Annotated in this window: 24 protein-coding genes; 12 read left to right on the top strand and 12 right to left on the bottom strand. The window is 43.2% G+C overall.

Annotated elements, in window-relative coordinates:
- The first annotated feature begins 12 nt into the window (after window positions 1-12).
- Complete coding sequence (locus A3GW_RS0108980) at window positions 13-393, top strand: PH domain-containing protein (RefSeq protein WP_018368955.1); 381 nt, start codon at window positions 13-15, stop codon at window positions 391-393.
- Window positions 394-423: 30 nt separating this feature from the next.
- Here the strand turns inward: A3GW_RS0108980 and A3GW_RS0108975 are convergent, their stop codons facing one another.
- Window positions 424-1,617, bottom strand: a complete 1,194-nt coding sequence (locus tag A3GW_RS0108975; RefSeq protein WP_026216679.1) for a cation diffusion facilitator family transporter — start codon at window positions 1,615-1,617, stop codon at window positions 424-426.
- A 99-nt stretch (window positions 1,618-1,716) separates the two neighbouring features.
- Between A3GW_RS0108975 and pcrA the strand changes: the two genes are divergently transcribed.
- The 7 genes from pcrA to A3GW_RS0108940 all read left to right on the top strand — a co-directional run bounded on the left by pcrA (window position 1,717) and on the right by A3GW_RS0108940 (window position 9,239).
- On the top strand, window positions 1,717-3,996 hold the full coding sequence (pcrA, locus tag A3GW_RS0108970; protein WP_018368953.1) for a DNA helicase PcrA: 2,280 nt from the start codon (window positions 1,717-1,719) through the stop codon (window positions 3,994-3,996).
- A gap of 182 nt (window positions 3,997-4,178) precedes the next feature.
- Window positions 4,179-5,042, top strand: coding sequence for an iron uptake system protein EfeO (efeO, locus tag A3GW_RS0108965; protein ID WP_018368952.1), 864 nt, complete (start codon window positions 4,179-4,181; stop codon window positions 5,040-5,042).
- A 9-nt stretch (window positions 5,043-5,051) separates the two neighbouring features.
- Entirely contained in the window at window positions 5,052-6,293 is a 1,242-nt protein-coding gene (efeB, locus tag A3GW_RS0108960; protein WP_018368951.1) for an iron uptake transporter deferrochelatase/peroxidase subunit, read from the top strand.
- Window positions 6,271-7,986, top strand: coding sequence for an FTR1 family iron permease (locus A3GW_RS0108955; protein ID WP_018368950.1), 1,716 nt, complete (start codon window positions 6,271-6,273; stop codon window positions 7,984-7,986). Before efeB ends, A3GW_RS0108955 begins: the two co-directional genes overlap by 23 nt.
- A complete protein-coding gene (tatC, locus tag A3GW_RS0108950) occupies window positions 7,976-8,680 on the top strand; it encodes a twin-arginine translocase subunit TatC (protein WP_018368949.1) in 705 nt (234 codons plus the stop codon). The genes A3GW_RS0108955 and tatC overlap by 11 nt, the downstream gene beginning before the upstream one ends.
- A 2-nt stretch (window positions 8,681-8,682) precedes the next feature.
- On the top strand, window positions 8,683-8,850 hold the full coding sequence (locus A3GW_RS0108945; protein ID WP_018368948.1) for a twin-arginine translocase TatA/TatE family subunit: 168 nt from the start codon (window positions 8,683-8,685) through the stop codon (window positions 8,848-8,850).
- Window positions 8,850-9,239 carry an OsmC family protein gene (locus A3GW_RS0108940; protein WP_018368947.1) on the top strand — a complete coding sequence of 130 codons (390 nt, stop codon included), beginning with the start codon at window positions 8,850-8,852 and terminating at the stop codon, window positions 9,237-9,239. The genes A3GW_RS0108945 and A3GW_RS0108940 overlap by 1 nt, the downstream gene beginning before the upstream one ends.
- Window positions 9,240-9,288: 49 nt before the next feature.
- Here A3GW_RS0108940 and xerS read toward each other — a convergent pair whose 3' ends face one another.
- The 5 genes from xerS to A3GW_RS11905 all read right to left on the bottom strand — a co-directional run bounded on the left by xerS (window position 9,289) and on the right by A3GW_RS11905 (window position 14,017).
- Entirely contained in the window at window positions 9,289-10,359 is a 1,071-nt protein-coding gene (xerS, locus tag A3GW_RS0108935) for a tyrosine recombinase XerS (protein WP_018368946.1), read from the bottom strand.
- 155 nt (window positions 10,360-10,514) lie between these two features.
- Window positions 10,515-11,540, bottom strand: coding sequence for an adenosine deaminase (add, locus tag A3GW_RS0108930; RefSeq protein ID WP_018368945.1), 1,026 nt, complete (start codon window positions 11,538-11,540; stop codon window positions 10,515-10,517).
- Window positions 11,541-11,687: 147 nt separating this feature from the next.
- Window positions 11,688-13,247 carry a signal recognition particle protein gene (gene ffh, locus A3GW_RS0108925; protein ID WP_018368944.1) on the bottom strand — a complete coding sequence of 520 codons (1,560 nt, stop codon included), beginning with the start codon at window positions 13,245-13,247 and terminating at the stop codon, window positions 11,688-11,690.
- 94 nt (window positions 13,248-13,341) lie between these two features.
- Window positions 13,342-13,674 (bottom strand): putative DNA-binding protein, encoded by a 333-nt coding sequence (locus A3GW_RS0108920; RefSeq protein WP_018368943.1) that lies wholly within the window; start codon window positions 13,672-13,674, stop codon window positions 13,342-13,344.
- 139 nt (window positions 13,675-13,813) lie between these two features.
- On the bottom strand, window positions 13,814-14,017 hold the full coding sequence (locus A3GW_RS11905; protein WP_169333187.1) for a hypothetical protein: 204 nt from the start codon (window positions 14,015-14,017) through the stop codon (window positions 13,814-13,816).
- A gap of 47 nt (window positions 14,018-14,064) precedes the next feature.
- On the opposite strand from A3GW_RS11905, the gene ypfJ reads away from it, so the two are divergent.
- A complete protein-coding gene (gene ypfJ / locus A3GW_RS0108910) occupies window positions 14,065-14,982 on the top strand; it encodes a KPN_02809 family neutral zinc metallopeptidase (RefSeq protein WP_018368941.1) in 918 nt (305 codons plus the stop codon).
- Window positions 14,983-15,020: 38 nt separating this feature from the next.
- Here the strand turns inward: ypfJ and A3GW_RS0108905 are convergent, their stop codons facing one another.
- From A3GW_RS0108905 to A3GW_RS0108885, 5 genes are all read right to left on the bottom strand, one after another.
- Window positions 15,021-15,479 (bottom strand): Fur family transcriptional regulator, encoded by a 459-nt coding sequence (locus tag A3GW_RS0108905; RefSeq protein WP_018368940.1) that lies wholly within the window; start codon window positions 15,477-15,479, stop codon window positions 15,021-15,023.
- A 41-nt stretch (window positions 15,480-15,520) separates the two neighbouring features.
- Window positions 15,521-16,513, bottom strand: coding sequence for an aromatic acid exporter family protein (locus A3GW_RS0108900; RefSeq protein ID WP_018368939.1), 993 nt, complete (start codon window positions 16,511-16,513; stop codon window positions 15,521-15,523).
- Window positions 16,514-16,592: 79 nt separating this feature from the next.
- Window positions 16,593-18,098, bottom strand: coding sequence for a pyruvate kinase (gene pyk / locus A3GW_RS0108895; protein ID WP_018368938.1), 1,506 nt, complete (start codon window positions 18,096-18,098; stop codon window positions 16,593-16,595).
- Window positions 18,099-18,131: 33 nt separating this feature from the next.
- Window positions 18,132-19,145: a 6-phosphofructokinase gene (pfkA, locus tag A3GW_RS0108890; RefSeq protein WP_018368937.1), complete on the bottom strand. Its 1,014-nt coding sequence runs from the start codon at window positions 19,143-19,145 to the stop codon at window positions 18,132-18,134.
- 113 nt (window positions 19,146-19,258) lie between these two features.
- A complete protein-coding gene (locus tag A3GW_RS0108885; protein WP_018368936.1) occupies window positions 19,259-22,366 on the bottom strand; it encodes a DNA polymerase III subunit alpha in 3,108 nt (1,035 codons plus the stop codon).
- Window positions 22,367-22,897: 531 nt separating this feature from the next.
- Between A3GW_RS0108885 and A3GW_RS0108880 the strand changes: the two genes are divergently transcribed.
- The 3 genes from A3GW_RS0108880 to A3GW_RS0108870 all read left to right on the top strand — a co-directional run bounded on the left by A3GW_RS0108880 (window position 22,898) and on the right by A3GW_RS0108870 (window position 24,886).
- Window positions 22,898-23,269, top strand: a complete 372-nt coding sequence (locus A3GW_RS0108880; RefSeq protein ID WP_018368935.1) for a GntR family transcriptional regulator — start codon at window positions 22,898-22,900, stop codon at window positions 23,267-23,269.
- Window positions 23,270-23,401: 132 nt separating this feature from the next.
- Entirely contained in the window at window positions 23,402-24,100 is a 699-nt protein-coding gene (locus A3GW_RS0108875) for an ABC transporter ATP-binding protein (protein ID WP_018368934.1), read from the top strand.
- 9 nt (window positions 24,101-24,109) lie between these two features.
- Window positions 24,110-24,886, top strand: coding sequence for a hypothetical protein (locus A3GW_RS0108870; RefSeq protein WP_018368933.1), 777 nt, complete (start codon window positions 24,110-24,112; stop codon window positions 24,884-24,886).
- A gap of 134 nt (window positions 24,887-25,020) precedes the next feature.
- On the opposite strand, the gene A3GW_RS11075 is transcribed toward A3GW_RS0108870, so the two are convergent.
- A partial coding sequence (locus A3GW_RS11075) for a DUF7035 domain-containing protein (RefSeq protein WP_040798844.1) occupies window positions 25,021-26,792 on the bottom strand: 1,772 nt, incomplete at its 5' end.

Here is a 26,792-nt window from a genome sequence, read left to right as displayed (position 1 = left end):
AAGGAGATAACTATGGGATTATTTTCAGGACTTTTGGGCAATGCGTCCCAGCGTGATAATGACAAGGTCGAGCGCGACTTAGCAGACATTCTCATTCCAAACGAACAGGTACACCTAGCTTTTAGCTTGATTCGCGACTTGATTGTGTTTACAGAGAAACGTTTAATTTTAGTGGATAAACAGGGAGTAACTGGAAAAAAAGTCTCTTACAAGTCCATTCCTTATCGTTCCATTTCACGTTTTACTGTTGAAACCTCTGGTCATTTTGACCTTGACTCTGAGTTGAAAATTTGGATTTCCTCGGCAGCAGAACCGGCTGAAATTCTCCAATTCAAGAGCGATAACAGTGTCATCCAGATTCAACAAGCCTTGGCAGAAGCTGTTTTACGATGACGATATATGAAATCCCTCGCTAAGGTTTACTTAACGAGGGATTTCTGTTACCTGATGAAACATCAGTTGCCAGGTTTCATGCCGTCGCCAGAGGGAGCTGTGATGACAGCCGTCCAGCTCGTAGGTCAGGAGTTTGGTTTTCTGACTGATAGAGACTAGTTCAACAGCTGTCATGTCGTTGCCGACGGATGGTTTATCATGGTCAAAGTCTCTTGCCGAAAGGACTTGACCTCTATAATCAACATATCTAAATTCACTTGCCAACAAGTTCTCGTAATCTGGGATTTTAGAGAGGACAGTTTTTTCCAGTTTAATGAGCTTGCGGTAAACATTTTCGTAGACTTCGTCCTCAGGAACAGGAGAAGGCTCGACGTGAATGTCAATGTCGTAGACACCAAACTGGTCACGTAGGAGCTGCTCGACCTGTTCAGTTACCTCGTGGCTCTCGTAAACCGATAGGTCGGGGTGCATTTCCAGCACGATGTCTAGATACACATTCGAACCGTAGGTTCGACCCCTTTGGGATTTGACTGCCAAAACCTTAGGCAACTGGAGGATAGCCGTTTCATACTGAGTCAGGTGCTGGTCGTCAAAGCCGTCCGACAAACTAAAGGTAGCGCGGCTGAAGATCTCATAGGCGGTTTTGAGGATAAAAAGCGTGATAACCAAGGCAACGAGTTTATCAAGTAGGGGAAACTTGAGGGTTGAGGCGACAATAGCTAAGCTGGTTCCAAGCGAAGTCACCGCGTCTGAGAGGTTGTCCTTGGCAGCAGCTAGGAGTGAGCCCGACTTTAGGGTTTGAGACAGGTGCTTGTTATAGCGGTAGAGGGCAAACATGACGCCAGCTGAGACCAAGCCGACCAGACTGCCTAGAGGGTCAGCTGTCACAGGGCTGTCAGCGACAATGTCTCTAGCTGTTTGAACCAGAACCTGAAACCCCACCACAAACATCAGAAAAGAAGTAACCAGACTGGCCAAATCTTCAATTTTCCAGTGCCCAAATTTATGGTCACCGTCGGCTGGTTTCTGTGCCATTTTTAGTCCGATGAGGATGGCCAAGTTTCCCAGAATGTCTGAAAGGTTGTTAAAGCCATCGGCAATGAGTGACGATGACGTCAACCAATACCCAGCGGTCAATTTGCTGATGGCTAAAACGAGATAGGTCACAATGCTAATCAGCGGTCCACGCTCCGCTAACTTAAGGTTCTTACTAGGATGTGTCATGAGACTATTATAGCACGAAATGGCGCAAATCGCTTGTGCCATTCTTTTTTTCCTGATGGAAATGTGCTATAATTTTCAAGACAAAGAAATGAGGATGATATGAACCCATTATTAAACGGAATGAATGACAAACAGGCAGAGGCTGTACAGACAACGCAGGGTCCGCTCTTGATTATGGCTGGGGCTGGCTCTGGTAAGACCAGGGTATTGACCCATCGTATCGCTTATCTGATTGATGAGGTCGGTGTGGCACCTTGGAACATTCTCGCCATCACCTTTACCAATAAGGCCGCACGCGAGATGAAAGAGCGTGCTATGGCCCTCAATCCAGCGACAGCGGATACCTTGATTGCCACTTTTCACGCCATGTGCGTGAGAATCTTACGCCGTGAGGGAGACAAAATCGGCTATGGTCGCAACTTTACCATCGTTGATCCTGGTGAGCAGCGGACGCTGATGAAGCGTATCCTCAAACAGCTCAATCTGGATCCAAAAAAATGGAATGAACGCGCGATTTTAGGCACCATTTCCAATGCTAAAAATGATTTACTGGACGACAAGGCCTACGAGATGCAGGCTGGCGATCTCTACACACAAATGGTCGCCAAGTGCTACAAGCTCTATCAGGCTGAACTGCGCCGCAGCGAGGCCATGGACTTTGATGACCTGATTATGGTGACCCTGCGCCTCTTTGACGAACAACCAGAGGTGCTCAGCTATTACCAAAACCGTTACCAGTATATCCACGTGGACGAGTATCAGGACACCAACCATGCTCAGTACCAGCTGGTTAAGCTCTTGGCCTCTCGTTTTCGCAATATTTGTGTGGTCGGAGACGCAGACCAGTCTATCTACGGCTGGCGGGGCGCGGATATGCAGAATATCCTAGATTTTGAAAAGGACTATCCTGAGGCTAAGGTAGTGCTCTTGGAGGAGAACTACCGCTCAACCAAGACCATCTTGCAGGCTGCTAATGATGTTATCAAGAATAACAAGAACCGCAGGGACAAGAAACTCTGGACGCAAAATGATGACGGCGGCAAGTTGGTTTATTATCGGGCGCGTGATGAGCATGAGGAAGCAATTTTTGTCGCTAGCCAGATTGATCAAGCTGTCAGACAGGAGGGCAGGTCTTTCAAGGATATGGCTGTGCTCTATCGGACGAATGCCCAGTCTCGTACCATTGAGGAAGCCCTGCTAAAGGCCAATATCCCTTACACCATGGTCGGTGGAACCAAGTTCTACAACCGCAAGGAAATTCGCGATGTCATCGCCTACCTGAATGTGCTTGCTAACCCTGCTGATAACATGAGCTTTGAGCGAATTGTCAACGAACCCAAGCGTGGGGTGGGACCAGGAACGCTGGATAAGCTTCGCGATTTTGCCTATCCAGCTGGCATATCCTTGCTGGAGGGAGCCAGTCAGGTTATGCTATCTGGCATCAAGGGCAAGGCCGCTCAAGCTCTCTTTGAACTGGGTAATCTCTTGCTCAATCTCCGTGACCGATTAGACAATTATAGTTTGACTGAGTTAGTGGAGACCGTTCTTGACAAGACAGGCTACCTATCCGCCCTTGAGTTACAAAATACCTTAGAAAGTCAGGCGCGGGTGGAAAATATTCGAGAGTTTCTCTCTGTGACCAAGAACTTTGACGACAAGGACGAGATGACAGAAGAGACAGGGCTAGATAAACTCAGCCGATTCCTCAATGACTTGGCTTTAATTGCAGATACTGACGACGGCGATAGCCAGAGTGCTGAGGTGACTCTTATGACCCTCCATGCCGCTAAAGGGCTGGAGTTTCCGCTGGTCTTTCTCATCGGCATGGAAGAGGGTGTCTTTCCGCTCAGTCGTGCAACTGAAAGTCCAGAGGAATTGGAGGAGGAGCGCCGTCTAGCTTATGTCGGCATCACTCGGGCGGAAACCCAGCTCTACCTGACCAACGCCAACGCTCGCACCCTTTTTGGGAAACTGGGCTACAACCGCCCTAGCCGTTTCATCAACGAGATTTCTGGTGATTTACTGGACTATCAGGGACTGGCGCGTCCAGCCCATACTTCCTTTATTGCCTCTTCTGCAAATGGCGGAGCGACACAGTTTGGTCAGGGCATGAGCTTATCTCAAGCCCTGCAAGCTCGCAAGGCTCAGGCTCGCCCAGCTGCCTTCGGACAACCTGTCCGACCAAGTGGAGGTCAACCAAATGCCAAGGTATCCGACTGGCAGGTGGGAGACACTGCTATCCACCGCAAATGGGGAGAAGGCTTGGTGCTTGAAGTCACAGGTACAGGCAGTAGCCAAGAACTCAAAATCAAGTTCCCAGAAGTCGGTCTCAAAAAATTGCTGGCCAGCCTAGCACCGATTGAGAAGAAGAAAGACTAAGTCAATTCCCTATCAGAAGTGACACAAACCTAGGTGAGCTCCTAGGTTTTTTAATTTATTATGGTTAAGATAATAAACAAGCCCTGTTAGTTTTCTTTATAACCGTTATCGTTTTTCTGAAAGTGTTTACGGACAGCAAGCAATCCCTTATAATGAAATAGTACATTAGAAAAGAGGTTATGATGAAACGAATTTTTAGCTATTCTTTATTAAGTGTTTCTGTGTTGAGTTTGGTGGCTTGTACCACTCCTAGCCATCAGACAGCACCAACCACTGCAACTACTGAGCAGGTTAGTGCTAATCAAACCAAACTATCTAAAATAACCACTGACTATCGTATTTTTGTTGAACAACAAATCGACCAGCTGCTGACGGATACCGAAAAATGGGCAGAGCTCTTAAAAGCGGGCAAACTTGAAGAAGCTAAAGCGCAGTATCCCCTTATCAGAATGGCTTATGAACGGAGTGAACCTATCGCAGAGAGCTTCGGTGAGTTAGATGTTCGGATTGATTTTCGCTTGGTAGACTATGTCGATGAGAACAACACAGAAGAAGGCTGGTCTGGTTTTCACCGTATTGAGCGTATTCTTTGGGAAGGTAGCACAACCGAAGGCACAGAAGTATTTGCTGACCAGTTGGTTAAAGACATCAAGGAACTCCGTGCTAAGGTAGCGACAGTTGATGTGACCCCTGATATGATGACGGCTGGAGCAGTCGATTTGCTCAATGAGGTTGCCACCAGCAAGATAACAGGCGAGGAAGAAATCTACTCTCATACTGACCTGTACGACTTCCGTGCCAATATCGAGGGAGCAGAAAAGATTTTTGACCTATTCCGACCACTCTTGCAAGAAAAGAGTGCAAGCCTTGTTGAGGATTTGGAGGTACGATTTGCTGATGTACATGCGCTGCTTGATAGCCATATGACAAATAGCACCAACTACAAGTCTTATACTGACTTGACTAAGGAAGACACACGCGCCTTGTCAGAAGCAGTCACTAAGCTAGGTGAACCCTTATCACAAATGGGAATTGTCATTGAGTAGGAGAAATAGATGACTCAAGATGATAAAAAAACAGGCTTTTTCGATAAAAAGCTGAGCAGGAGAGATTTTCTTAAGCAGGCTAGTTTAGCAGGTGCTGGAGCGCTGGTCGGCTCAACGGTTGTTGGTGGTCTTCTCACGAAACAAGTTCAAACAGCCAAGAAAGAAATAATTGGGCAGGATCGTTTTGCCTTTCATGGACGTCATCAAGCAGGTATTGTCAGCCCAACTCAAAAAAATATCTACCTTGTGGTATTAGATTTGGCGACAACAGATCAACAACAGTTGCGTCAAGTCTTTAAAGATTGGACAGCTTATGCTGAAAACCTTATTGATGGTAAAATTGTCGAAGACCAACCCAATAATCCGCACGTCCCACCAAAAGATACAGGGGAAACGGTTGGGCTCAATCCTTATCGCTTAACCTTGACCTTTGGCATTAGCAGACGTTTTCTGGAAAAATTAGGCTGGCCCCATAAAATTCCTAGTGTTTTCAAAGATTTTCCACCATTTCCTGGAGAGCAACTAGAGGACCGTTATACTGGGGGCGACATCGTGATTCAGGCCTGTGCAGATGATGAACAAGTTGCTTTTCATGCTGTACGGAATTTAATCAGAAAAGCCAGAGGTTCAGTGACCATGAAATGGAGCCAGTCTGGTTTTACTGCTATTGGTAATGGCAAAGAAACACCGCGTAATCTTTTTGGTTTTAAGGATGGAACGGCTAATGCGACAAGACCCAAAGACCAACAAGATATCATTTGGTATGACGGCAAAGATTGGTTGCAAGATGGGACGTTTATGGCTATCCGAAAAATTCGTATGCACTTAGAAACCTGGGATAGGACCAGTTTGAAAGAGCAAGAAAACACCTTCGGTCGTCATAAAATCAGCGGAGCTCCCTTAGGTGAAACAGATGAATTTGCCCCAGTTGATATTGAGAAAAAGGATGCCCAAGGCAATCCAATGATTCCTGTTGATTCCCATGTTCACCTGGCAAAAAAAACTGGGCTAGAGCTCTACCGCCGTTCGTATAGCTACTCTGATGGCATTAACGAAACAACGGGTCAATTTGAATCTGGTCTGCTCTTTATTTCCTTTCAAAAAGATCCAGACCAATTTGTTAAAATCCAAACCATGATGGGGGCTAGTGATAAGCTCAATGAATACATCACCCATATCGGTTCTGGTCTCTTTGCATGTTTTGCAGGTGTCAAAAAAGGAGGCTATCTTGGTCAAGACTTGTTTGAATAGGCTTGTGTTGGCGATAGTAGCAATATTTATCCTTGTTGTCCGTCCGGTTTATGCCCAGTCTTACAGTGAGTTTTTTGTCCAAATCTCTGATGCCAAAACAGCGCTACAGAACAGGCATACAGAGCAAGCTCTTGCAGAAATAGAAGACCTAAAGCAAACCTTTGTTACCTTAACAGAGAGTCAGTCACCAGCAGGTCAAGATGTTTCAGCTGAATTAACCGCTATTTTATCGGATAAAATCATTACAGAAGCTGAACTAACTAGCCTATCCAAAAAACTACTTCAGTTTGAAAATGAACAAAACCCTGTTGATTACGACGCTGAGCTGATTAAATTTGAGCATAAGGTTTTTCCAGCTCTCGAGCGCCTACGTCAAACCATAACCAGTTCAGACTCCAGCGAGGAGTTAAAAACAGCCTTTTTAACCTTTAATGGCGTTTGGACAAGACATGAAGTTCTGGTGCGACCAACCATTAAGCATTATGGTCGCATCGAAACAGCTCTATCCTTTTTACGAGCAGCTATCGAGACTGAACCTTTAGATAGAGCACAGATCATCAGTCAGTTAGATGAACTGGAAACGGCACTTAGGGCTTTTACGGCAGGAGAAGAAGTTGCTGAGTCTGCTAAGATTTCTAGTCTTGGTCAAGGCATTGCCACTTTAGAAGAAGCCACAAATGCTTTTAATGAGGGAAAATTAAGCCAAGGTCAGCAACGCCTGCGTGAGTTCATCCTTGCTTGGCCGAGCTTTGAAAGTGCCGTCAGTACACGAAATGCCAGCTTGTATCGGCATGTCGAGAGCCAAACACCAATTATCATGGCAAAATTTTCTGAGCAAAAGGCACAGCAAGACTTGCGTGAGTTAATTAGCCAGCTAAAAACCATTGATACAGCAGCGGCTTATACGCCTCTTGATAGCATGTTAATTCTCCTGCGTGAAGGAGTTGAAGCTCTGCTCATTGTTTTGAGTTTAGTGGGTGTCTTACGCTCAGTCGGGCAAAAGAAAGGCTTACGCTGGGTATATGGCGGAGCAGTAGCAGGACTAGTAGCGAGTGCAGTGACAGCTTTGTTGCTCCATCAGCTCTTTCCAACTATTGCCTCAGGTGCTAACCGTGAAATTTTAGAGGGATTTATTGGTATTTTTGCGGTTGTGATGATGCTGACCATCGGCATGTGGTTACATCGTAAATCTCAAGCTACTGCCTGGCAAGCTTATATGACAAAACAACTGTCTCTTGTCATGTCAACAGGATCTTTCTTTTCCATGTTTCTTCTATCATTTTTAGCTGTTTTTCGTGAAGGAGCTGAGACCATTTTGTTTTATGCAGGCATACTGCCTCATATCTCCCTGCGCGATTTCTTGATTGGTATTGGGCTGGCACTAGCTTGCTTGCTCGTTTTGAGCATCATCTTTTTAGTATCCGCTCAGCGATTACCGATTCATCGTCTCTTTTATGTTTTGGGGTGGTTGATTTATGCACTGGCCTTTAAAATGTTAGGCGTCAGCATCCACACCCTACAGCTGACTAATCAAGTCTCAAGCCACCATATCGTTTGGTTGCCAAGCATTGACTGGCTGGGTATTTACCCAAGTTGGGAAGTTGTCCTGCCACAAATAATCTTTGTGGTTGCGGTTGTAGCTAGCTTGTTGGTAACGAAGAGGAAAGATGGAGAAAAGACGCATGATAACTAAAGAAGCAAGCATCTTAGAGCATTTGACTGAACTTAGGAAACGACTTATCATTGTCTTGCTGTCGTTTGTCGGATTTTTTATCCTAAGTTTGTACTGGTCACCTGAATTATATCGATTTGTCACCAGTCCCCTCAAGCAAAAATTGCTTGTTCTTGGTCCAAATGATATTTTATGGATTTATGTGCGATTAGCTAGCTTAATGAGTTTTAGTTTGGTGTTACCGGTCATCACTTATCAGATTTGGGCTTATGTCCGTCCAGGGCTAACGTCCAGGGAAGCAAGAGGGATATTGACCTATATTCCAGCAGTTTTCGTTTGTTTTGTCGCTGGTTTAGCATTTGGTTTTTATCTGGTCATGCCAGCCTTATTTCAGGTTTTGCTGTCTTTAGGAGATGGTCTGTTTATCACTCAGATAACAGCTCAAAATTACCTGTCTTTTGTATGGCATACCACCCTACCACTGGCTGTTTTATTTGAATTTCCAGTGGTCATTGCCTTTTTAACGCATTTAGGACTGGTCAATAGTCGACTCTTAAAAACTTATCGTCGACAGGCCTATTTTGTCATGATTTGCTTGGCAGTGATAATGACACCAGCAGACGTCATTAGTGACCTTGTCATGAGTTTGCCCTTGCTATTGATTTATGAAATTGGTATCATAGTAAGTAGACGTGTAGAAAAGAAACGAGGATAATAATGGGATTATTAAGAGATATTGGTGCACCAGGTGTTTTGGTGATTGTGATTGCAGCTTTACTTATTTTTGGACCGCAAAAACTGCCTGAACTGGGTGCTTCCATCGGTAAAATGATTACTGAATTTAAAAAAGCTGTGTCAAGTACTGAGGATCAGGAGAACAAGTGATGTATCAAACAATCGTCAAAGGGAATCGACTTTTTCAAGCGACTTCGACAGGTTACGGAGAGCCGATTACTACTTTTGGAACAACAGAACAAGGTGAAACGCCAGTCAGTTTGGTCGTCGTTGCCCTAGCTTCTTGTGTCACCATGTGTGTTCAGGGGTATTTTGCACGACGGCAGGGGAAGAAGGACTTGCCTGTCGAAGTCTCTGCAAGCTACAGCGAGACAGGATTTGATTTAAATGTTACTTTGGCAGAGCCCATTACGCCTGATTTAGAGACTGAATTAGAGGCTTACATCGCCGATAAGTGCCGTGTTAAGCAGTTGTTGCATCCTGACCTTATGGTTAATATCAGATTCATCACAGATGATGAATTAGCGCTAATAAAATAAAAAAGCTGGGACGTCCCGCCCAGTTTTTACATATTTAAAATTATGTCAACTATAATTTGTCCAAGGCATCTTTTTGTTCATCATTGACAATATGGGTATAAAGGTCTGTGACTTGAGTGTTGGCATGCCCCAGCTGGTGACTGACAAGAACTTGTGACTTGGTAGCATCATAGAGACGGGTGGCTAGCGTATGACGCAGTTTATGGGGAGTCACGCGAACCTTAAAATCAGCAGAATACTTGGCCACCATTTTTTCGATAGAAGAAGCGTCAATGCGGTTGGCTTTGCCTCGGTATTCCGATAAAAAGAAGGCTAGATCCGTTTTTTCTGCTCGGTAACGTTGCTTGCGAATGGCGACATAGGCTTCGAGATAGGGTTTGGCGAAGTTTGCAACATTGACCGCATCGCGCTTGCCGCCTTTTCGCGTCACTTCAATGACCATCATCTTGAGATTGACATCCTTGAGGTCGAGGTTGACCGCTTCAGATAGCCGCACACCAGAGGCCAAGAGTAAGGCTAGAATCGCCAAGTCCCGCTCCTTGTTTTTTCGGAAAGAAGAAGCAGCACGATTGGAGAGTTTGTGTTCGTACTCGGTGTTCACATAGTCGAGAAAGGCAGTCGTTTCATCACCTAAAAAGAGTTTTTGCTTGATATTTTCCGCACGAGAGGCTAAGGTCTCTCTTTTTTTCTGGGTGGAGACTTTTTTCATAACATTGCGGTAAAAATAAGGCTCCCCTTGTTCATTTTCAACCTCTTCCGTCAGGTATTTATAAAGGCTAGATAGAGCAGACAGAGTACGATTAATAGTCGTTTGAGAGACCCCCTGTTGGGTGGTATTAGCATTGAGCAGAGGACGTTCCCGTAAGTAAAGGATAAAGGCTTCAAGATCTTTTTTGGTTAAATGCTCCAGTGTATCCAAGGGGATATCTGCCAGCCGCTTGGCGCTGACCAAGTCTGTATCTTGCAACCACTCAAAAAATCGCCGGTATTCCTTCAGATACTCGTACAAGGTCGTAAAACTATAAGGAACAGCAAGCTTGGACTGATAATAGTCTAAGACATACCAGGGCATCATTCCTTTTAATTCCTCAATTTTTTCCAATAATAACTCACGTCGCATACATCACCTGTATCTTTCTATACCAGTAGTATAGCATAGAGAGATATATTTTTCAAGAAAATTATAGTTTTTCGGAAAGATGTAAGGTAAAAATTAGAGTAGGATGCGCTGACAATCTCAAGTATGAATTGTTTGCTCATCTCAACTCTATCTAGTTAATTGCTGTCTGTGTTTAAAAATGGTGCGTAGCCCTGATGTAATTTTTCCAAAAGTTTCATTTTTTCCTCTGGAGTGGCAAAGCTGGCCTCTAAAGCATATTCATTAAACCTTAAAAAATCTGCTATAGATACCCCAAAATAATCAGAAAATAATTGGTATTCTTTTGTTAAATTGGTGTCAGAAACTGTTCGGTTATCGGTGTTTATCGTCATTCGTACGCCTTTATCGTAGAAAATATGGTAAGGATATTCACTTAATTCAGAAATTGCTTTTGTTTGAAGATTGCTTGTTAAGCATAATTCAGCAGTTGCTTCTTTCGCAACAAAATCATCAAGAATCTCTGCTGATAAGGATAGAGCTGTCGCATGACCAAACCGTTTAATGCCTAGTTTCAGACCTTGTGCAATATTGTTAGCGCACCCGCATTCTCCAGCATGGAGGGTAAAAGGCAACCCTAGCGCCTGAGTATCTGTGATGATTTTTTCTAAAACACCAGTCGGAAAATCAGCCTCATTTCCAGCAAAGTCAAAACCAACTAGGCCTCGTGTCGCAAGACGACTAACTTCCTTAAACATGCGATAAGTTTCATCAAGATTTGACTGCCTCATCCCACAAGCCAAGGCTTTGACAACAATACCAAAATCATCTTGAGCCTGTTCAAAGCCATCTAAAACCGCTTCGACGACTTCTATGGCAGTCAACCCCTTAGCGGTGGACAGGGTTGGTGCGAAACGAATTTCGGCATAGATGACACCTTCTTTAGCGGCTTGCTGAGCCACATCATAGGCAGCAAATCTCAATGCTTTTTTAGTCTGTAACAAAGGAAGAATAGTATCAAAAGTCCTTAGATAATCATTAAGGCTACTAATATCTGAGGGAGCTGTGACAAGTCTTTTTAACTCCTCATCGCTTTCTGGAAGACTGATATCGGCCCAACGGGCTAGTTGACGAATGGCTGAGAATGATAGGGAACCATCCAGATGGCAATGTAGCTCGGCTTTAGGTAGTTGTTGAATATCCATCTATAATACACCTTTTTCATTCGGATTTTATCAATTATAACTGATAAAAAAATAAAAGTCAACTATTTTATTAATTAAAAAGTGCATGATTAAAAAACACCTTTTGTTTCTGTCAATCGCAGATCAAAAGGTGTGAGTTTGATTATCTTATTTACGTTTCTTCTTAGCTTTTTTCATCTTATTCACTTGACGTTTCATAGCGGATTTCATGGCAAATTCACCAATTTTCCCTTTGAGACCGCCGCCAAACATATCCGACATAGATGGCATAGCACCGCCCCCCATCATATCGCTGAGGGAAGACATATCCATACCACCAAAATCAGGCAGACCACCCCCCATATTTGGGAGGTTTTTCGGCAGATTGTTGGGATTGATACCCATCTGCTTCATCATTTGAGTCATATCCCCATTCATCATTCCCTGCATCATGACCTTAGCTTGGTTAAAATCTTTGATAAACTTGTTAACCTCAACAAAGCTATTGCCTGAACCGCTAGCAATACGGCGACGACGGCTCGGTGTCAGTAAGTCTGGATTTTCCCGTTCTTCAGGGGTCATGGATGAGACAATGGCGCGTTTTCTAGCGATTTCGCGCTGGTCAACCTTGAGATTAGCAAGTGCCGGATTACTAGCCATACCTGGTAGCATTTTAAGTAGGTCTTCCATTGGGCCCATGCTTTGTACCTGATCCAGCTGATCGATGAAATCATTAAAATCAAAGGTATTTTCCCGCATTTTTTCAGCCAATTCTAACGATTTTTTCTCATCATATTCGGCTGAAGCCTTCTCTATCAAGGTTAAGAGGTCCCCCATCCCTAAGATACGACTGGACATGCGGTCTGGGTGGAAGGTTTCTATGTCAGTAATTTTTTCACCGATACCAGTGAACTTAATCGGCTTACCAGTAATGTGGCGGATAGACAAGGCGGCACCGCCGCGAGTATCACCATCAATTTTGGTTAAAATGACCCCTGTGATGTCTAACTGGTCATTAAATTCACGAGCAACATTGGCGGCCTCTTGACCAATCATGCTGTCAACAACCAGCAAAATCTCATTTGGCTGAGCTAGTGCCTTGACATCACGTAGCTCCTCCATAAGCTTCTCATCAATCTGCAACCGACCTGCCGTATCGATGAGGACGTAGTCATTGCGATTTATCTGCGCCTGCTTGAGACCTTCTGCTACGATTTGAACCGCAGGGACCTCTGTCCCCATATCAAAAACAGGGACATTGATTTGCTGACCTAAGGTTTTAAGTTGGTCAATGGCAGCTGGACGATAAATATCCGCTGCAATCATCAGTGGGCGAGCGTTTTCTTCTTTGATGAGCTTGTTTGCTAGCTTGCCAGCAAACGTGGTTTTACCAGCCCCCTGCAAACCAACCATCATGATAATCGTTGGGATTTTTGGTGATTTGTTAAGATTAGCTGTTTCAGAACCTAAAATAGTTGTCAGCTCTTCGTTGACAATTTTGACAATTTGCTGGCTGGGATTGAGCGTGTCGATGACTTCGTGACCAATGGCTCGCTCACGAACTTTTTTGATAAAGTCCTTAACGACAGGAAGAGCAACGTCAGCTTCTAAGAGAGCCAGACGAATTTCCTTAGTGACTTCTTGAACATCTTTTTCATTCAGCTTTTTCTTACCACGCAGGTTTTTGAAAACGCCCTGCAAGCGTTCGGTTAAACTTTCAAATGCCATAAAACATTACATAAAATAAATTATGTAAACCTCCTTTTGTCTGTGTTTTTGATGTAAATTTTGATTTTTTTACATAAATAAAGTTACGTAAAAATCATTCACGGTTATCGATACTGCTGAGGATGGCTAGTCGCTCTTGTAGAAACTCCTCCTCTGGATAGCGCTCTGCTATTTCTTCAAAAATCTGGGAACGAACGATGTAATCAGAGTACATATGGAGCTTCATCTCATAATCTTCTAAGATTTTCTCTGTCCGCTTGATATTGTCATAAACAGCCTGCCGACTAACCTGAAACTCCTCTGCAATCTCTGCTAAACTATAATCATCGGCATAGTAAAGCTCGATATAGTTCATCTGCTTATCTGTTAACAGCGCTGCATAGAACTCAAACAAGGCGTTCATTCGGTTGGTTTTTTCAATTTCCATAGGTTTATTATAGCAGATTTTCCCTTGTTTTAATAGCATTTTCTATTAGGAAATACTATGTTTTTGCGTAATTATAATTATGTAAAAAGAGTTGGAAAGTATACCAACTCTAACCTTATCATGTAAACCGTAGTTAATTCTAATTTTTTTCTGCTTGTTTAGCTTCTTCTGCCTCTTTTTTGATTTTTTCAGTCATGAGTTTGGTGACTTTGCTGATTGAAACGATTTTGACAATAGAAAAAGCTACTAAAACAATAATAATAATTAGCTCAATGGACATGTTGCCTACCTTTCTAATTGCCATTATAACCTTTTCATAAACTAAAGGCAAGTCTAGTGACATTTTTAAGAAAATAGCGTATAATAAGGCTATTACTAAAGGAGAATCGTATGAAAACTGATCATTTACGAAAAAGTAACAACGTCGAAGACCGACGTGGGCAATCAGGTTCATTGTCAGGCGGGAACTATGGAAGACAAGGTGGCATGTCTGGTGGTAACATTTTACTACCACTATTATTTTCACGCATGGGCTGGAAGGGTAAATTACTTCTTCTCTTGCTTTTACTGGTCTTTGCTGGGGGAGGAATGGGGAATCTTCTGGGCGGAGATACTGGCTACTCTTCCTACCAATCAACTCAAGTTGGGACGCCAGCCAGTGATGTGACTGATGACGAAGCTGAATTTGTTAGTAAGGTTCTGGCATCGACAGAGGACTTTTGGACAGAAGAATTCCGTCGCCATGGTCAGACCTATAATGCGCCGAAGTTGGTCTTCTATACCGGACAAACACATACAGCTTGTGGAGTCGGACAGGCATCTTCTGGACCATTTTACTGTTCAGCTGATCGAACTGTCTATTTAGATATTTCTTTCTATCGTGAATTAACGACAAAATACCGTGCCAAGGGTGATTTTGCGATGGCCTATGTCATTGCACATGAAGTCGGTCATCATGTGCAGAATGAGTTAGGGATCATGAATCAATACGCACGTTCACGTCAAGGGATGTCTGAAAAGCAAGCTAATGAACTAAACGTTCGCTTAGAATTGCAGGCTGATTATTATGCAGGCGCTTGGGCAAAATATGTTGATGGTCTAGGCTATCTTGATGTCGGCGATATTGAAGAAGCGATGGCTGCTGCTCATGCAGTTGGAGATGATACCTTGCAAAAAGAAGCTTACGGGCGAGTGGTGCCTGATAGTTTCACACATGGGACATCTGAGCAGCGTAAACGCTGGTTTGACCGTGGCTACCAGTATGGTGATATTGAACATGGTGACACCTTTAACGCTCTAACATTATAATCGAAAAAATCCATTCTGAATAAGTTCAGAATGGATTTTTAATTGTTCTGACAGTTAGGACAAATCCCGTAGAGGAGAAACTGTTCCTTGCTGATTTTATAACCAGTCGCCGATTGGGCAGTCTGTTTGAAAATCGAAACATCTGCATCCATGATATCCGCAATTTTGCCGCAAGACTCACACACAACGTGCAAGTGCTCGTGACCTAAAAAGTCAAAATAAGTCGTGTTATCGTTAGAAAGTTTGAGTTCAGAGACAAATCCCGCTTCCACTAATACCCTCAAGTTATTATAAACGGTCGCCAGGCTCATTCCAGGAATCATAGGGAGTAGGTCTTGATAAATTTGCTCAGCACTAGGGTGATGCGCTGCGGCAATCATATAACGGGTGACAGCTTTTCGCGTTTCTGTAATCCGTATCTGCTTGCTCTTAAGGTGTTCAATAACATGAGCATAGGCATTTTCCTGATCCGGTCTTAACAAAGGTTGCTCTAGCATCAGCTCCTCCTTTTCAACTACTTCTTCTATTATAACAGATTTTATAGTTCAGGTGCCGAATTTGGCTCATTTTTGAGTAAGATTCCTTCATAATGCTGATAAAAATCCAACTTCACTTGAATAAAGTGCTGCATATCATTGAGTAACTGAAAGAGTAAGGCTCGATTTTCAAATGCTAATCGTGTCTGAGGCAGTTCTCGTTTACGGAAAGAAATCAAGAAATCATCAATATCCTTAAGCAGCTGATAACCCGAATTTTTTTCACTAATTTGTTGGGCTGTTTCTGAAAATAGCTGAGCTAAAATAATGCTCTCTGGAGAAGATTCCTTGAGTCCGTTGATGAGCTTTGCCATTCGTTTTAGAATAGTCGCTTGCATCCGTCTCATTTCAAAATAATGGACATCATAATTGGTTTGATGGAAGATTTGGTTATGACGTTCTTGATAAACCAGCTTCAGGGCAGTTTCTAAAAGCTGTTCCAGCTCGATGACAAGCAAGCCTTCGTTAATACCGTTGCCTGACAGGAGAAAAGCCTCGAATCGTCGCATAATCACTCGCAACTGATCCTCAACCTGCTGACGGTATTGGGCGATAGCTGTTGCTTTTGAGGGCATGTAGAGATTAACCACTAAAGCAAGCCCAGTCCCGATGCCAAACAGAGCCAATTCATTTAACAAAAGCTGGAACGTTACTTGCCCTTCTTGAAAAAGATGAAGAACAAGGACAGTACTTGGCGCAATCCCTTTGTCAAGTTTCCAATAAAATGCTGAGGGCAAATAGAGCACCAGAAAAGAGGTTAAGCTAAGTTGTGAGAAACCTAGTATCGAAAAAATAAAGCTAGCTAGAAACAGACCCAACAAATTCGCCAGCAATCGCTCCTTTGCGACAAGTAAAGAGGTACGTCTCGTATCTAACACACTAAGTAAAGCGATAACACCAGCTGAATTAGCGTACAGCAAACCAAATTGATGGGCTAAATAGATCGCAAAACTAGTAGCAAGGACAAGCTTTATTGATTTTTGAACAATTGACATATCAGACCTACTTAATCAAATCAGAAGTGCAAAAAGCCAGTAGATAAATAAGTATCTAACTGGCTACTAGCGGTTTAGATTATTGTACTGTACGTACACGCATTGTGTTGGTTGAACCAGCCACACCTACAGGAACTCCAGCAACGATAATGATGTTGTCACCTGCTTCGACAAGACCTTGTTCGATTGCAACTTTTTCAGCCAATTCAAACATGTCATCAGTTGATTTTGGCTTGTCTGTAACAACTGGGATAACACCCCAGTTGAGCATGAGGCTCTTTTGAACAAGTTCAGTAAATGTCACTGCGAGAATATCAGCATTTGGGCGGAATTGGGAAATAGCACGTGCAGTATGACCAGTTTCTGTCACAGTTACAACAAGTTTAATGTCCATTGAGTTAGTTGCATCTTTTACTGCTGACGCGATGACATCTGTCTTAGAATCACGGTGGTAAGCGTCAGATGACAAGCGTCCATATTCATTAAGAAGGTGTTGGGCATTCTTATTGATAGTTGCCATGGTACGAACCGCTTCAACAGGGTATTTACCATTTGCAGACTCACCAGAAAGCATGGTTGCATCGGTACCATCGATGACAGCGTTGAAGACGTCTGATACTTCTGAACGTGTGGCACGTGGTTTTTCAGTCATGGTTTCAAGCATGTTAGTTGCGGTGATAACTGGTTTACCAGCAGCGTTACATGCTGAAATGATTTGTTTTTGGTAAACAGGAACCATCTCAAATGGTACTTCGATACCCATATCACCACGAGCTACCATGATACCGTCTGAGGCTTCAAGAATCTCTTCAAGGTTCTCGATACCTTGTTGGTTTTCGATTTTAGAAATTAGTTGCACATGCTCATTGCCAGTCTCGCGAAGGATATTACGAACTTCTTCAACATCTTTAGCCGTACGAACAAATGAGATAGCAATGTAGTTGAGACCTTGCTCAAGACCGAAACGAATATCCGCGTTGTCACGTTCAGCAAGAGCAGGGAAAGGAATTTTGGTGTAAGGGATGTTAACACCTTTTTGTTTTTCGATCTTGCCATCATTTTCGACACCAACGATAAATTCACGGGTATCCTCATCTTTTGCGATGACAGTCAAACCAAGTTTACCATCGTCAACTAAAATTTGGTTTCCTACAGCAACATCATCAAAAATATCAAGAGCACCTGCAACGTTGAGGGCGATGACATCACGTGTTGATTTGATACCTTGTTTAGTAGCGACACGCAACTGGTCACCAGTTTTGTAATCATAGCCCTTAGCATCGTCAGCAAAAAGTTCTGTACGGATTTCAGGACCTTTAGTATCAAGCAGGAAACCAACTTTTCTGCCTGCGATTTCTTCTGCACGACGCACAGTTGCCATACGAGCGCCTTGCTCAGCGTGGTCACCATGAGAGAAGTTGAAACGGAAGACGTTAGCACCTTCTTTAATTAGCTGAGCGATAATCTGAGCTGATGCTTCAACATCAAGCTCACCAGCCCAATAACCTTCTTCACCGAAGCGTTTGCCACCACGGATTTCAACTGCAGGACCAAGGGTTGAGACAATTTTTACACGTTTATTCATTTGTGAGGATACTCCTTTTTGTTTTACGATAGATTAGTGCGCTAAGTCACGGTTAAGGGCTGCAAAGTCCAGACGTGCCTTGTGTGGGTTATTAACGACGATATTGCCGTCTTCAGTCAAGCTGAACAGGGCACCTTCTTCTGCTGTACCAAGGATTGGGCTTTCAACCAATTCTTCGTTGCGAACACCGACAGCAAGACCACCACGACCAGCTTTAAGCAACTCAACAGCATGAGCTCCCATCCATGAAGCAAGAACACGGTCACGCGGCGTTGGGTTACCTCCGCGCAGGATATGACCAAGGTCTGTCACCCGAAGGTCACTTGTATCACCAGCTGCTTTTAGTTGCTCTGCAAAATCTTCTGCTCGCATCACCCCTTCAGCTAAGACGATAATGTGGTGATTTTTTCCTTTTTTCTCATACCCATCACGAATATTAGCAACAACATCATTGATGTCGTACTCTTCTTCTGGGATAATGATTTGGTCAGCACCTGAGGCGATACCAGACCAGAGAGCAATATCACCGGCGTTGCGTCCCATAACTTCAACCACAAAGGTACGTTTATGACTAAATGAGGTGTCGCGAATTTTATCCAAGGCTTCTGTCGCAGTATTAACAGCTGTATCAAAACCGATAGTAAAATCTGTACCGACAATGTCATTGTCAATTGTGCCAGGAACACCGATAGCTGGGAAACCATGTTCTGTTAAACGCATAGCACCATGATAAGAACCGTCACCACCGATAACAACAACACCTTCGATACCGTGTTTTTTCAGTTGCTCGATTCCTTTGAGTTGGCCCTCTAATTCCCTAAACTCAGGGTAGCGCGCAGACTGGAGGAAGGTACCTCCACGCGTTAAGCGATCAGACACCCCGCGAGCGTTCAGCGGGAAAATGTCTCCCTCAACCATGCCTTTGTAACCACGGTTAATACCATAGACCTCCATACCTTCGACAATCGCCTTACGAACGACGGCACGGACAGCAGCGTTCATACCAGGTGCGTCACCACCACTAGTTAAAACAGCAATACGTTTCATTTGTAACTCCTTTTCTAGGAAAATAACCAACTGTCAACCAGTTGACTCAAAATCAATTTGACTTATCTATTATAGCACAGTTAGAAAAAAATGTAATGAATAGTATCAAAATTTTATCGAAAAATCGTTTTCATAACAAGAGGTTTTAGTTCCTCAATCAGTGCAAGCGTTTTTTGCACTCGTGGCTGTTTTAGCTGAAGCGTTTTCTTAGTGTCCTCATAGTGTAGAACGACAGGATAATTACCAGGATGTTCTGTTAAAACAGCTAAAATTGCCTTGTCTTGGTCATGGTTAGACAGTTGAATCCAGCACTTTTCCGTGACAGGCTGATGCAACTGGGAGAGAATCATCTGCAAGTTCCCATTTCGCTCCTGCAAACGCCCCGTCATCAGGTAGATTTGCCCTTCCACTAACTGCTGCTGGTACAACTGATAAGTTTCTGGGAAAAGGGTCACATCCAATTGTTGCTTGGTATCTGTTACGGTGGCAAAAGCCATTTGTTGCCCGTTCGTTTTTGTCCTAATGACGCGAAGTCTCATCAGTTGAACGAGAATGGTGGCTTGGCTATTAACAACTAGCTCAGATAAAGGGATGAAATTACCCTGTTCTTGTTTGCTAATGGTGACAAGAGGGTGTGGACTAATGCCAACACCTAACAAGTCAATTTCTAGCTGATACTTCTCTGATGGGCTGTAATCCTCAGCAGTCAGCCAACTGTAGGAACTATCCGAAAATAGGCTACCTAGTTCGGTGACAAAGGTGAAGAGGTGGCTTAGGTTGGAGATGATTTTACGACGATTGCGATCAAATTGGTCAAACAGTCCGACCTGCACCATAGGCTCTAGTAGCTCAGTTTTGTGGTACTTGACAGGTAGACGGGTGATAAAATCTTCTATGCTTTCGAAGGGCTGACTCGCTCTGCTTTCAAGAATCCAGTAAGCAAGTTCTCTTGGCACTGCCCGTAGGTGACGTAACCCAAGTGTAATCGTCTGCTCTGCTATTTTGTCATAGTAAGGAACCGTGTTTATCGAGAGTCGTCCCAGCTGAAAGCCTGCGGCTAGTGCATCGTCAATGTAATCGGCGTTCGAGTAATTGAGCATGACATCGTAAAAAACGGCTGGGTAGTGGGCCTTAAAATAGCAGAGCTGAAAAGCTAATGCTGAATAAGCAAAGGCGTGGCTTCGGTTAAAACCGTATCCTGCAAATTTTGCCATCATTTGATAAAGGCGTTTTGCTGTGTCTAGGTTGCGGCCAAGTGTAGCCGCGCCTTGGAGGAATTCTGCCTCCATCTTGTCCATTTCAGCCTTATCTTTTTTCGACATAGCACGCCTTAGCAAATCGGCTTTTCCAAGGCTAAAGCCAGCATAGGCCTGGGCAATCTGCATCACCTGCTCCTGGTAAAGCATGATACCATAGGTTGGTGCTAGAATCGGTGCGACCACATCATCGATTAAATCAACGGCTTCTCTTCCTTCTCGTCGCTTGATAAAATTATCGATGTAATCACTGGCCCCTGGACGATTGAGACTGGTCGTTGCGACAACATCTTCAAATCGTCTTGGCCTAATTCGTTTCAACAGGCTAATAGCCCCAGCTTGTTCAAATTGAAAAATGCCCTTGGTCCGACCTTGGGCAAACAGTGCCAAGGTTGCTGAGTCTTCTAGGTCAATAGCTGCAATGTCAATCGTAACACCTGTCTCTTCCTTGACTTTTTCTGCCATTTTTTGAACAAAGGTCAAATTTCTTAAGCCTAAAAAATCCATTTTCAAGAGGCCATTTGCTTCGATGGCAGGAGCATCATACTGCGTGATGAACATCTCCTCTCCATTTTTGAGGGGAATATGGTCTGTAAGCTCATCGTCACTCATCACGATACCAGCCGCATGGATAGAGGTCTGACGTGGCTGTCCTTCAATCCTCTTGGCGATAGCGAAAGCCTTTTGGTATTCGGGCTTACTGTTGATGAGCTGTCGAAAGCTGATATTGTTCTCGTAAGCGCTGGCTAATGTGTCTCTGAAACCGATTTTCTTCGTTATGTTGGTTAATTCGTACTCAGGCGTTCCGAAGCGTTTGAAAACATCACGAATAGCTTGCTTGGCACCAAATGTTGAAAAAGTGACAATTTGAGCGGTGTGCTGACTGCCATAACGATCACGGACATAGCGTAGAAACTCACTACGATAAAGGTCAGGCAGGTCAATGTCAATATCTGGCATGCTGTAACGTTCGCGATTGAGGAAACGTTCAAACAGTAAATGATTAGCCACGGGGTCAATACCAGTGATGTCTAGGGCGTAAGCGACAAGACTGCCAGCTGCAGAACCTCTTCCCATACCCATATAATAGCCTTGATGACGTCCGAAACGGAGCAAGTCCCAAACAATAAGAAAGTAATCATCAAAGCCCATGTCGTGGATAACGGACAACTCTTCATCTAATCGATTGCAGTAAAGGGGCTGCCAGAGATTTTTTGAACGCAGTCCTTGTTCTGAACGATCACGCAATTCTTCATGGGCAGGGCGGTTTCGGTTAAACCGCGGTAGTTTTAGGGCTGTATCAAACTGATAATCGATACCTGTCACCAAATGTTCGAGGTTTTCCAAAGCTTCAGGAAATCTCTGCCTGAACTGCTCGGTCATCTGTTCAGCAGGATAGAGCAACTGATGAGAGGTTGGCTGCGGAATATCTCGCAAAGGTAGATTATCACGGATAGCATGCAAAACGCGTAATTCCTGCGTCTCTTCTTCGCGGAAGTAACGAACAGTTTGCAGGGCGAGCAGTGGCCGATTAAACACTTTTTGCGGACTATCTAAAAAAACACCGATAAAGGCATGATGGGGCAAGTCCAGTTTTTCAATACCCTCTTGGTAGGGGACAACAACAGCAACATCATCAGTTTCTGGCAGGTCAGGGACAACATCATCAGTTAGGCGCTGACTGGAGTATTTGAGCAAGATTTTGTAGCCTGCTGTATTCCTAGCAATGAGATAAATTGGCAATTCCAGCCCAGCAATCGCTTGCTGGACTTCAATCCCTAGAATGGGTTGCAAGCCAGCAGCTTCAGTCTGACGAATAAAATGATAAGCTGCGTAGAGGTTCTCCTTGTCCATGATACCAATGCTCTGATAGCCCAAAGCTTTAGCTGTACTAATGTAGGTTGGCAAATCGATCAAACTATCTAAAAATGAGTAGACTGTCTTTGTGTCTAAGGGTACAAACATTCTAACCTCCTCAAAACTTGTGGCAGTAGTTTTTCTGGGAACAACTACTACTTGATGCTTATGTCTATTATACTATTTTATAAAAGAGTTTTCACTTGACAAATCTAAGTTTTTTTCGCATGATTAGAATAGTACAAACTAATGCTTGAGAAATCGAGAGTGTGGCAAACGTTACAGCCTTCCATGTTATTGTTATTAAATCAACGAGACACAATGGTTAGGGGTAATTTTTATCAGCTTTGTTGGATGTTGAGTTTTCCCTCCACCGTTCTAGTAGGTACTTTAGTGTTGAAAAACACGGCTGAGTCCCTCAATCCCTACGGACTTTAAAGGTCAATCATCTTGATTGACGGAACAACTCGTTAAATGCGCTAGTCTCAGCAACCTAAAAACAATGGTTGAACTAGGCAAAGCAGGACGACAACATCAACTGCTGATAAATGACTGATTGAGTTTCACCTTCATCTCATTTATTAGATAGGAGATAAACTAACAGACCCTTTGGGTCGTTGAAGCGAAAGGAGAAAGATTATGGTCTGGACATTTGACGAAAGATCGCCCATTTATTCACAAATTGTGCAAGAAATCAAGCTACAAATTGTTAGCTACCAAATAAAGAGTGGCGAGCAGCTACCAACGGTGCGTGATTTTGCAGAAAAAGCTGGTGTGAATCCTAACACCATGCAGCGTGCTTTTACAGAATTAGAACGCGAGGGTTTGGTTTATGCCAAGCGGACATCTGGACGTTTTGTAACTGATGATCAGGAACTCATCGACCAAAAACGTCACGAGCTCGCTGCAAATGAAATTGCAACCTTTATCAAAAAAATGCTGACCCTTGGTTTTAGCGAGAAGGACATCACTTCTGAGATTAAAGCCTATCTCAAAGAAACTAAAGGCTAAGAAATTTTCCAAAAAGAGTGGAGACTAACTACTTATCTTAGCGATAATGTTAGGAATAAGTAATAGCATCCCCTTTACCTCAATGCCGCTACTCGTTTACCTCTATACGATAAGAAGATAAGGAGACTGACAATGACGCACTTATTGCACCTACATCACCTCAGTAAATCATATGGCAATCACCAAGCCATCAATGACTTGAACTTGACGATTGATGCTGGAAAAATTATCGGTCTATTGGGACCGAATGGAAGTGGGAAAACAACCCTCATCAAACTCATCAACGGTCTGTTGCAGCCAAGTTCTGGTGAGTTGCTTGTAGATGGTCAACGCCCTTCGCCAGCAACCAAAGCTATCGTATCCTATCTGCCAGATACCACTTACTTACGAGACAACATGAGGGTATCAGACCTCTTAACCATGTTCAACGATTTTTATAGTGATTTTGACCATGGCAGAGCGATAACCTTGTTGGCTGACCTTGACATTGACCAGACTAGTCTCTTGAAAAACCTGTCCAAAGGAAACAAGGAAAAAGTTCAACTGATTCTTGTGATGAGCCGTCGCGCTAAACTTTATGTGCTTGATGAACCAATTGGTGGGGTTGACCCTGCTGCGCGTGATTATATTTTGCGCACCATCATCAACAATTATAGTCCTGACAGTTCTGTCATCATCTCTACTCATCTCATCAGTGATGTCGAGCCGATTTTAGATGAGGCCATTTTCATCAAAAAAGGGGAACTCATCCTACAAGGCAACACAGATGACCTACGAACTGAGCATGGGAAATCAATTGATGCCCTCTTTCGTGAGACATTCAGAGTTTAGGAGGATACTATGTTTGGAAAACTCATCAAATATGAAATTAAAGCTGCAGGGAAATGGTATCTGTTGCTCTATCTGGCAACCTTAATCATTTCACCAATTTTTGGATTTGTTACCAGGGCTTGGCTCGACAATACCTTAGAATACTCAGAAAGTATCTTTTCCTTACAGGATCATCTCTACTTTCTTGCTTTACTAACGATTATCGCTCTAACCATCGGTTTAGGACTTGCCACTCTGTTTTTAGTCATCAACCGCTTCTATAAAAACATTTATGGGCGCGAGGGCTACCTAACGTTAACCTTGCCGGTGTCAAATCATCAGATTATTCTATCTAAATTAACGGCGGCATTTTTCTGGATGACTGCCTCATCAGCAACAGTAGTCTTGGCTTTCTTCTTTTTCATTGCACCATTAATTGATTTACCAAATCTCTTGGTGCTATTGCCAAACCTCTTGACCCAACTTTCTCAGTATGTTTCAATTCCCCTACTTCTGCTGGTGGTCATCGTCAGCCAGTTAGCAAGTATTTTACTGATTTATTTGGCGATTTCCATCGGTCAACTCTTTCAGAATCGGCGTGGGCTGATGAGTGTTGTCGCTTATTTTGCCCTTTATATTCTGATTAGTTTCTTGTCAAGTTTTATCTTGCCAGAGTTAAACAGTGATACAGGATTATTATTCGATAATAGTTACCTTATTTTTGTACTCTTGACATCAGCTGTTCAGGGTGTAGGATGCTACTTGGCGACAAACTATATCATGACCAAGCGGTTGAATATTCAGTAATGTCATAAAAACTGCCCCAAGACTTAGTCTTGGGGCAGTTTTTATTATGTCTAACTCTTAGGATACAGTTCACCATATCAAGAGACTGGAGCAAACTAAAAAAATTAATGTTAGACCTCGGAATCAATAAAAAATTACCGTTCTTGTTTTTTCAAACCTAGTAGTCCTAAACTTACTGAAACTAAACCTACGACAGCCACAATTATTGATGAAGTACTGTTCGTCCGAGGGAGACTTGCCGATTTATCGGCAGTTTTCCCTTCAGTTGCTATTTGGGACATGGGAGATTTCACACTTTGGTGCATCATCTCTCGAGTAAGCTCTTTAGCTGGGGGACTAGCTATTGCCATATCGGAACCATTTTTTAATAAGCCAGATATCTTAGTCAGATCATCTGATTCTGATGGTAACTCTGAAAAAATTGGTTTGTCAGATGAGGTTTCAGAACCAATTTGGGGAATGTTAACATCAGGCGTACCTATTTCAACGATTGGAGACTTACCCAAATCTGGCTGAGTTTTTAGTGAGTCTGAAGTTTCAGGGGAGATTTCAGGAGCGGTTGTAGATTCGTTTTTTGGAACATCAACGTCAGACGTACCTATTTCAACGATTGGAGATTTACCCAAATCTGGCTGAGTTTTTAGTGAGTCTGAAGTTTCAGGAGAGATTTCAGGAGCGGTTGTAGATTCGTTTTTTGGAACATCAACGTCAGACGTACCTGTTTCAACGATTGGAGATTTACCCAAATCTGGCTGAGTTTCTGATGAAATAAATGGCTCAATTGGTTTCATCTGAAATTCTGTCAAGAAAACCTTAATGTCAAACAACTGACCACTGAAGTTAACACCATTTCCAAAACGACTTGTAAAACCTTGGTTAACCTCCACTCTATCGTAACGATAACGTTCAGAATCAACAGACTCCAAAGCTCGACGAATCACAGCATCAATGGTATCAGTCCCAATGTAATCTGAAGAGGATATCTGATCTCCATTAGCATACACCCCAACATCAAAAGCTGCTCGGTAACTGTTAACATCATCATACAAGGTTCCACTTGGAACAAATCCTGTATTTTCCTCAGGTAATGGTAATTCTGAATCACGTTTGACACTAACTTTATATTCTCTACGAATACTTTCTTTAGTGTAATTACCAACTGTTGTTGCTGAACGTTGTTCAGACACAAGTAAGTGACTACCCTCAGTCAAACTCATTTGATTTTCTAGAGAATAAGCTGCGATTTTCTCAGTCACTTGAGAAGCATAATCTTCTCCATTGATTGTAAAGCGGAATAACTCTCTTCCAGTTCCCTCATCAACGACTACCACTAAATTAACCACATCACGCTCAATCAGATCTACCGAAGTATCTGGTAATTCAGGACTGGTTACTTCTACTGGTGCATCCGGTAATTCAGGTTTATCAACCTCTTCTGTACTATCAGGATTAGGTGTTGCATTTGACGGGGGCGTTGTGACCGTTTCTATTGGTTGGCTAGGTTTCCCAATGACAATTGTTAGGGGTTCAATTTTATTAGTCTCATATTCTGAACTAGAGTAAGTAACTTCATTTTCAACCGTATCTCTTAAACTAATCCAACTAAGAGTATAATGGTCGCTTGGTCGAGTTAATGGGATATTAATAGGAATTTCAACAACGTAATGACCATTAGGTAACTGATGAAATTGAGAAGAGTCATAAATACCGTTACCCAGAGAGTGTGTGTTTGATTCATTTCTAAAGCTGACATAAGCACTTGATAAGGCTGATTCATCGCTAACTTCAACTTGGACAGAAATCGTTTCCCCTGCTCTATATTCGGTCTTATCAGTACTAATCGAAATAAGATGCGGGGCATTCCTATCTGTAACAGTACCAGTAATTGTCAGCTCTAGTGCTTCCA

Source organism: Streptococcus entericus DSM 14446, from assembly GCF_000380025.1.
GTDB lineage: Bacteria > Bacillota > Bacilli > Lactobacillales > Streptococcaceae > Streptococcus > Streptococcus entericus.
Note: the sequence above shows the minus strand (reverse complement) of the source record. Positions and strands in the feature narration are given on the sequence as shown.

Excerpts from the sequence above, each read along its gene's own strand:
- pcrA (WP_018368953.1), top strand. The coding sequence starts at position 1,717 with ATGAACCCATTATTAAACGGAATGAATGACAAACAGGCAGAGGCTGTA.
- ypfJ (WP_018368941.1), top strand. The coding sequence starts at position 14,065 with ATGAAAACTGATCATTTACGAAAAAGTAACAACGTCGAAGACCGACGT.
- xerS (WP_018368946.1), bottom strand. The coding sequence starts at position 10,359 with ATGCGACGTGAGTTATTATTGGAAAAAATTGAGGAATTAAAAGGAATG.
- A3GW_RS0108975 (WP_026216679.1), bottom strand. The coding sequence starts at position 1,617 with ATGACACATCCTAGTAAGAACCTTAAGTTAGCGGAGCGTGGACCGCTG.
- A3GW_RS0108905 (WP_018368940.1), bottom strand. The coding sequence starts at position 15,479 with ATGCTAGAGCAACCTTTGTTAAGACCGGATCAGGAAAATGCCTATGCT.
- A3GW_RS0108870 (WP_018368933.1), top strand. The coding sequence starts at position 24,110 with ATGTTTGGAAAACTCATCAAATATGAAATTAAAGCTGCAGGGAAATGG.
- A3GW_RS0108880 (WP_018368935.1), top strand. The coding sequence starts at position 22,898 with ATGGTCTGGACATTTGACGAAAGATCGCCCATTTATTCACAAATTGTG.
- efeO (WP_018368952.1), top strand. The coding sequence starts at position 4,179 with ATGAAACGAATTTTTAGCTATTCTTTATTAAGTGTTTCTGTGTTGAGT.
- A3GW_RS0108945 (WP_018368948.1), top strand. The coding sequence starts at position 8,683 with ATGGGATTATTAAGAGATATTGGTGCACCAGGTGTTTTGGTGATTGTG.
- A3GW_RS11905 (WP_169333187.1), bottom strand. The coding sequence starts at position 14,017 with ATGTCACTAGACTTGCCTTTAGTTTATGAAAAGGTTATAATGGCAATT.
- pyk (WP_018368938.1), bottom strand. The coding sequence starts at position 18,098 with ATGAATAAACGTGTAAAAATTGTCTCAACCCTTGGTCCTGCAGTTGAA.
- efeB (WP_018368951.1), top strand. The coding sequence starts at position 5,052 with ATGACTCAAGATGATAAAAAAACAGGCTTTTTCGATAAAAAGCTGAGC.
- A3GW_RS0108940 (WP_018368947.1), top strand. The coding sequence starts at position 8,850 with ATGTATCAAACAATCGTCAAAGGGAATCGACTTTTTCAAGCGACTTCG.
- tatC (WP_018368949.1), top strand. The coding sequence starts at position 7,976 with ATGATAACTAAAGAAGCAAGCATCTTAGAGCATTTGACTGAACTTAGG.
- A3GW_RS0108885 (WP_018368936.1), bottom strand. The coding sequence starts at position 22,366 with ATGTTTGTACCCTTAGACACAAAGACAGTCTACTCATTTTTAGATAGT.
- add (WP_018368945.1), bottom strand. The coding sequence starts at position 11,540 with ATGGATATTCAACAACTACCTAAAGCCGAGCTACATTGCCATCTGGAT.
- A3GW_RS0108900 (WP_018368939.1), bottom strand. The coding sequence starts at position 16,513 with ATGTCAATTGTTCAAAAATCAATAAAGCTTGTCCTTGCTACTAGTTTT.
- A3GW_RS0108875 (WP_018368934.1), top strand. The coding sequence starts at position 23,402 with ATGACGCACTTATTGCACCTACATCACCTCAGTAAATCATATGGCAAT.
- ffh (WP_018368944.1), bottom strand. The coding sequence starts at position 13,247 with ATGGCATTTGAAAGTTTAACCGAACGCTTGCAGGGCGTTTTCAAAAAC.
- A3GW_RS0108920 (WP_018368943.1), bottom strand. The coding sequence starts at position 13,674 with ATGGAAATTGAAAAAACCAACCGAATGAACGCCTTGTTTGAGTTCTAT.
- A3GW_RS0108980 (WP_018368955.1), top strand. The coding sequence starts at position 13 with ATGGGATTATTTTCAGGACTTTTGGGCAATGCGTCCCAGCGTGATAAT.
- pfkA (WP_018368937.1), bottom strand. The coding sequence starts at position 19,145 with ATGAAACGTATTGCTGTTTTAACTAGTGGTGGTGACGCACCTGGTATG.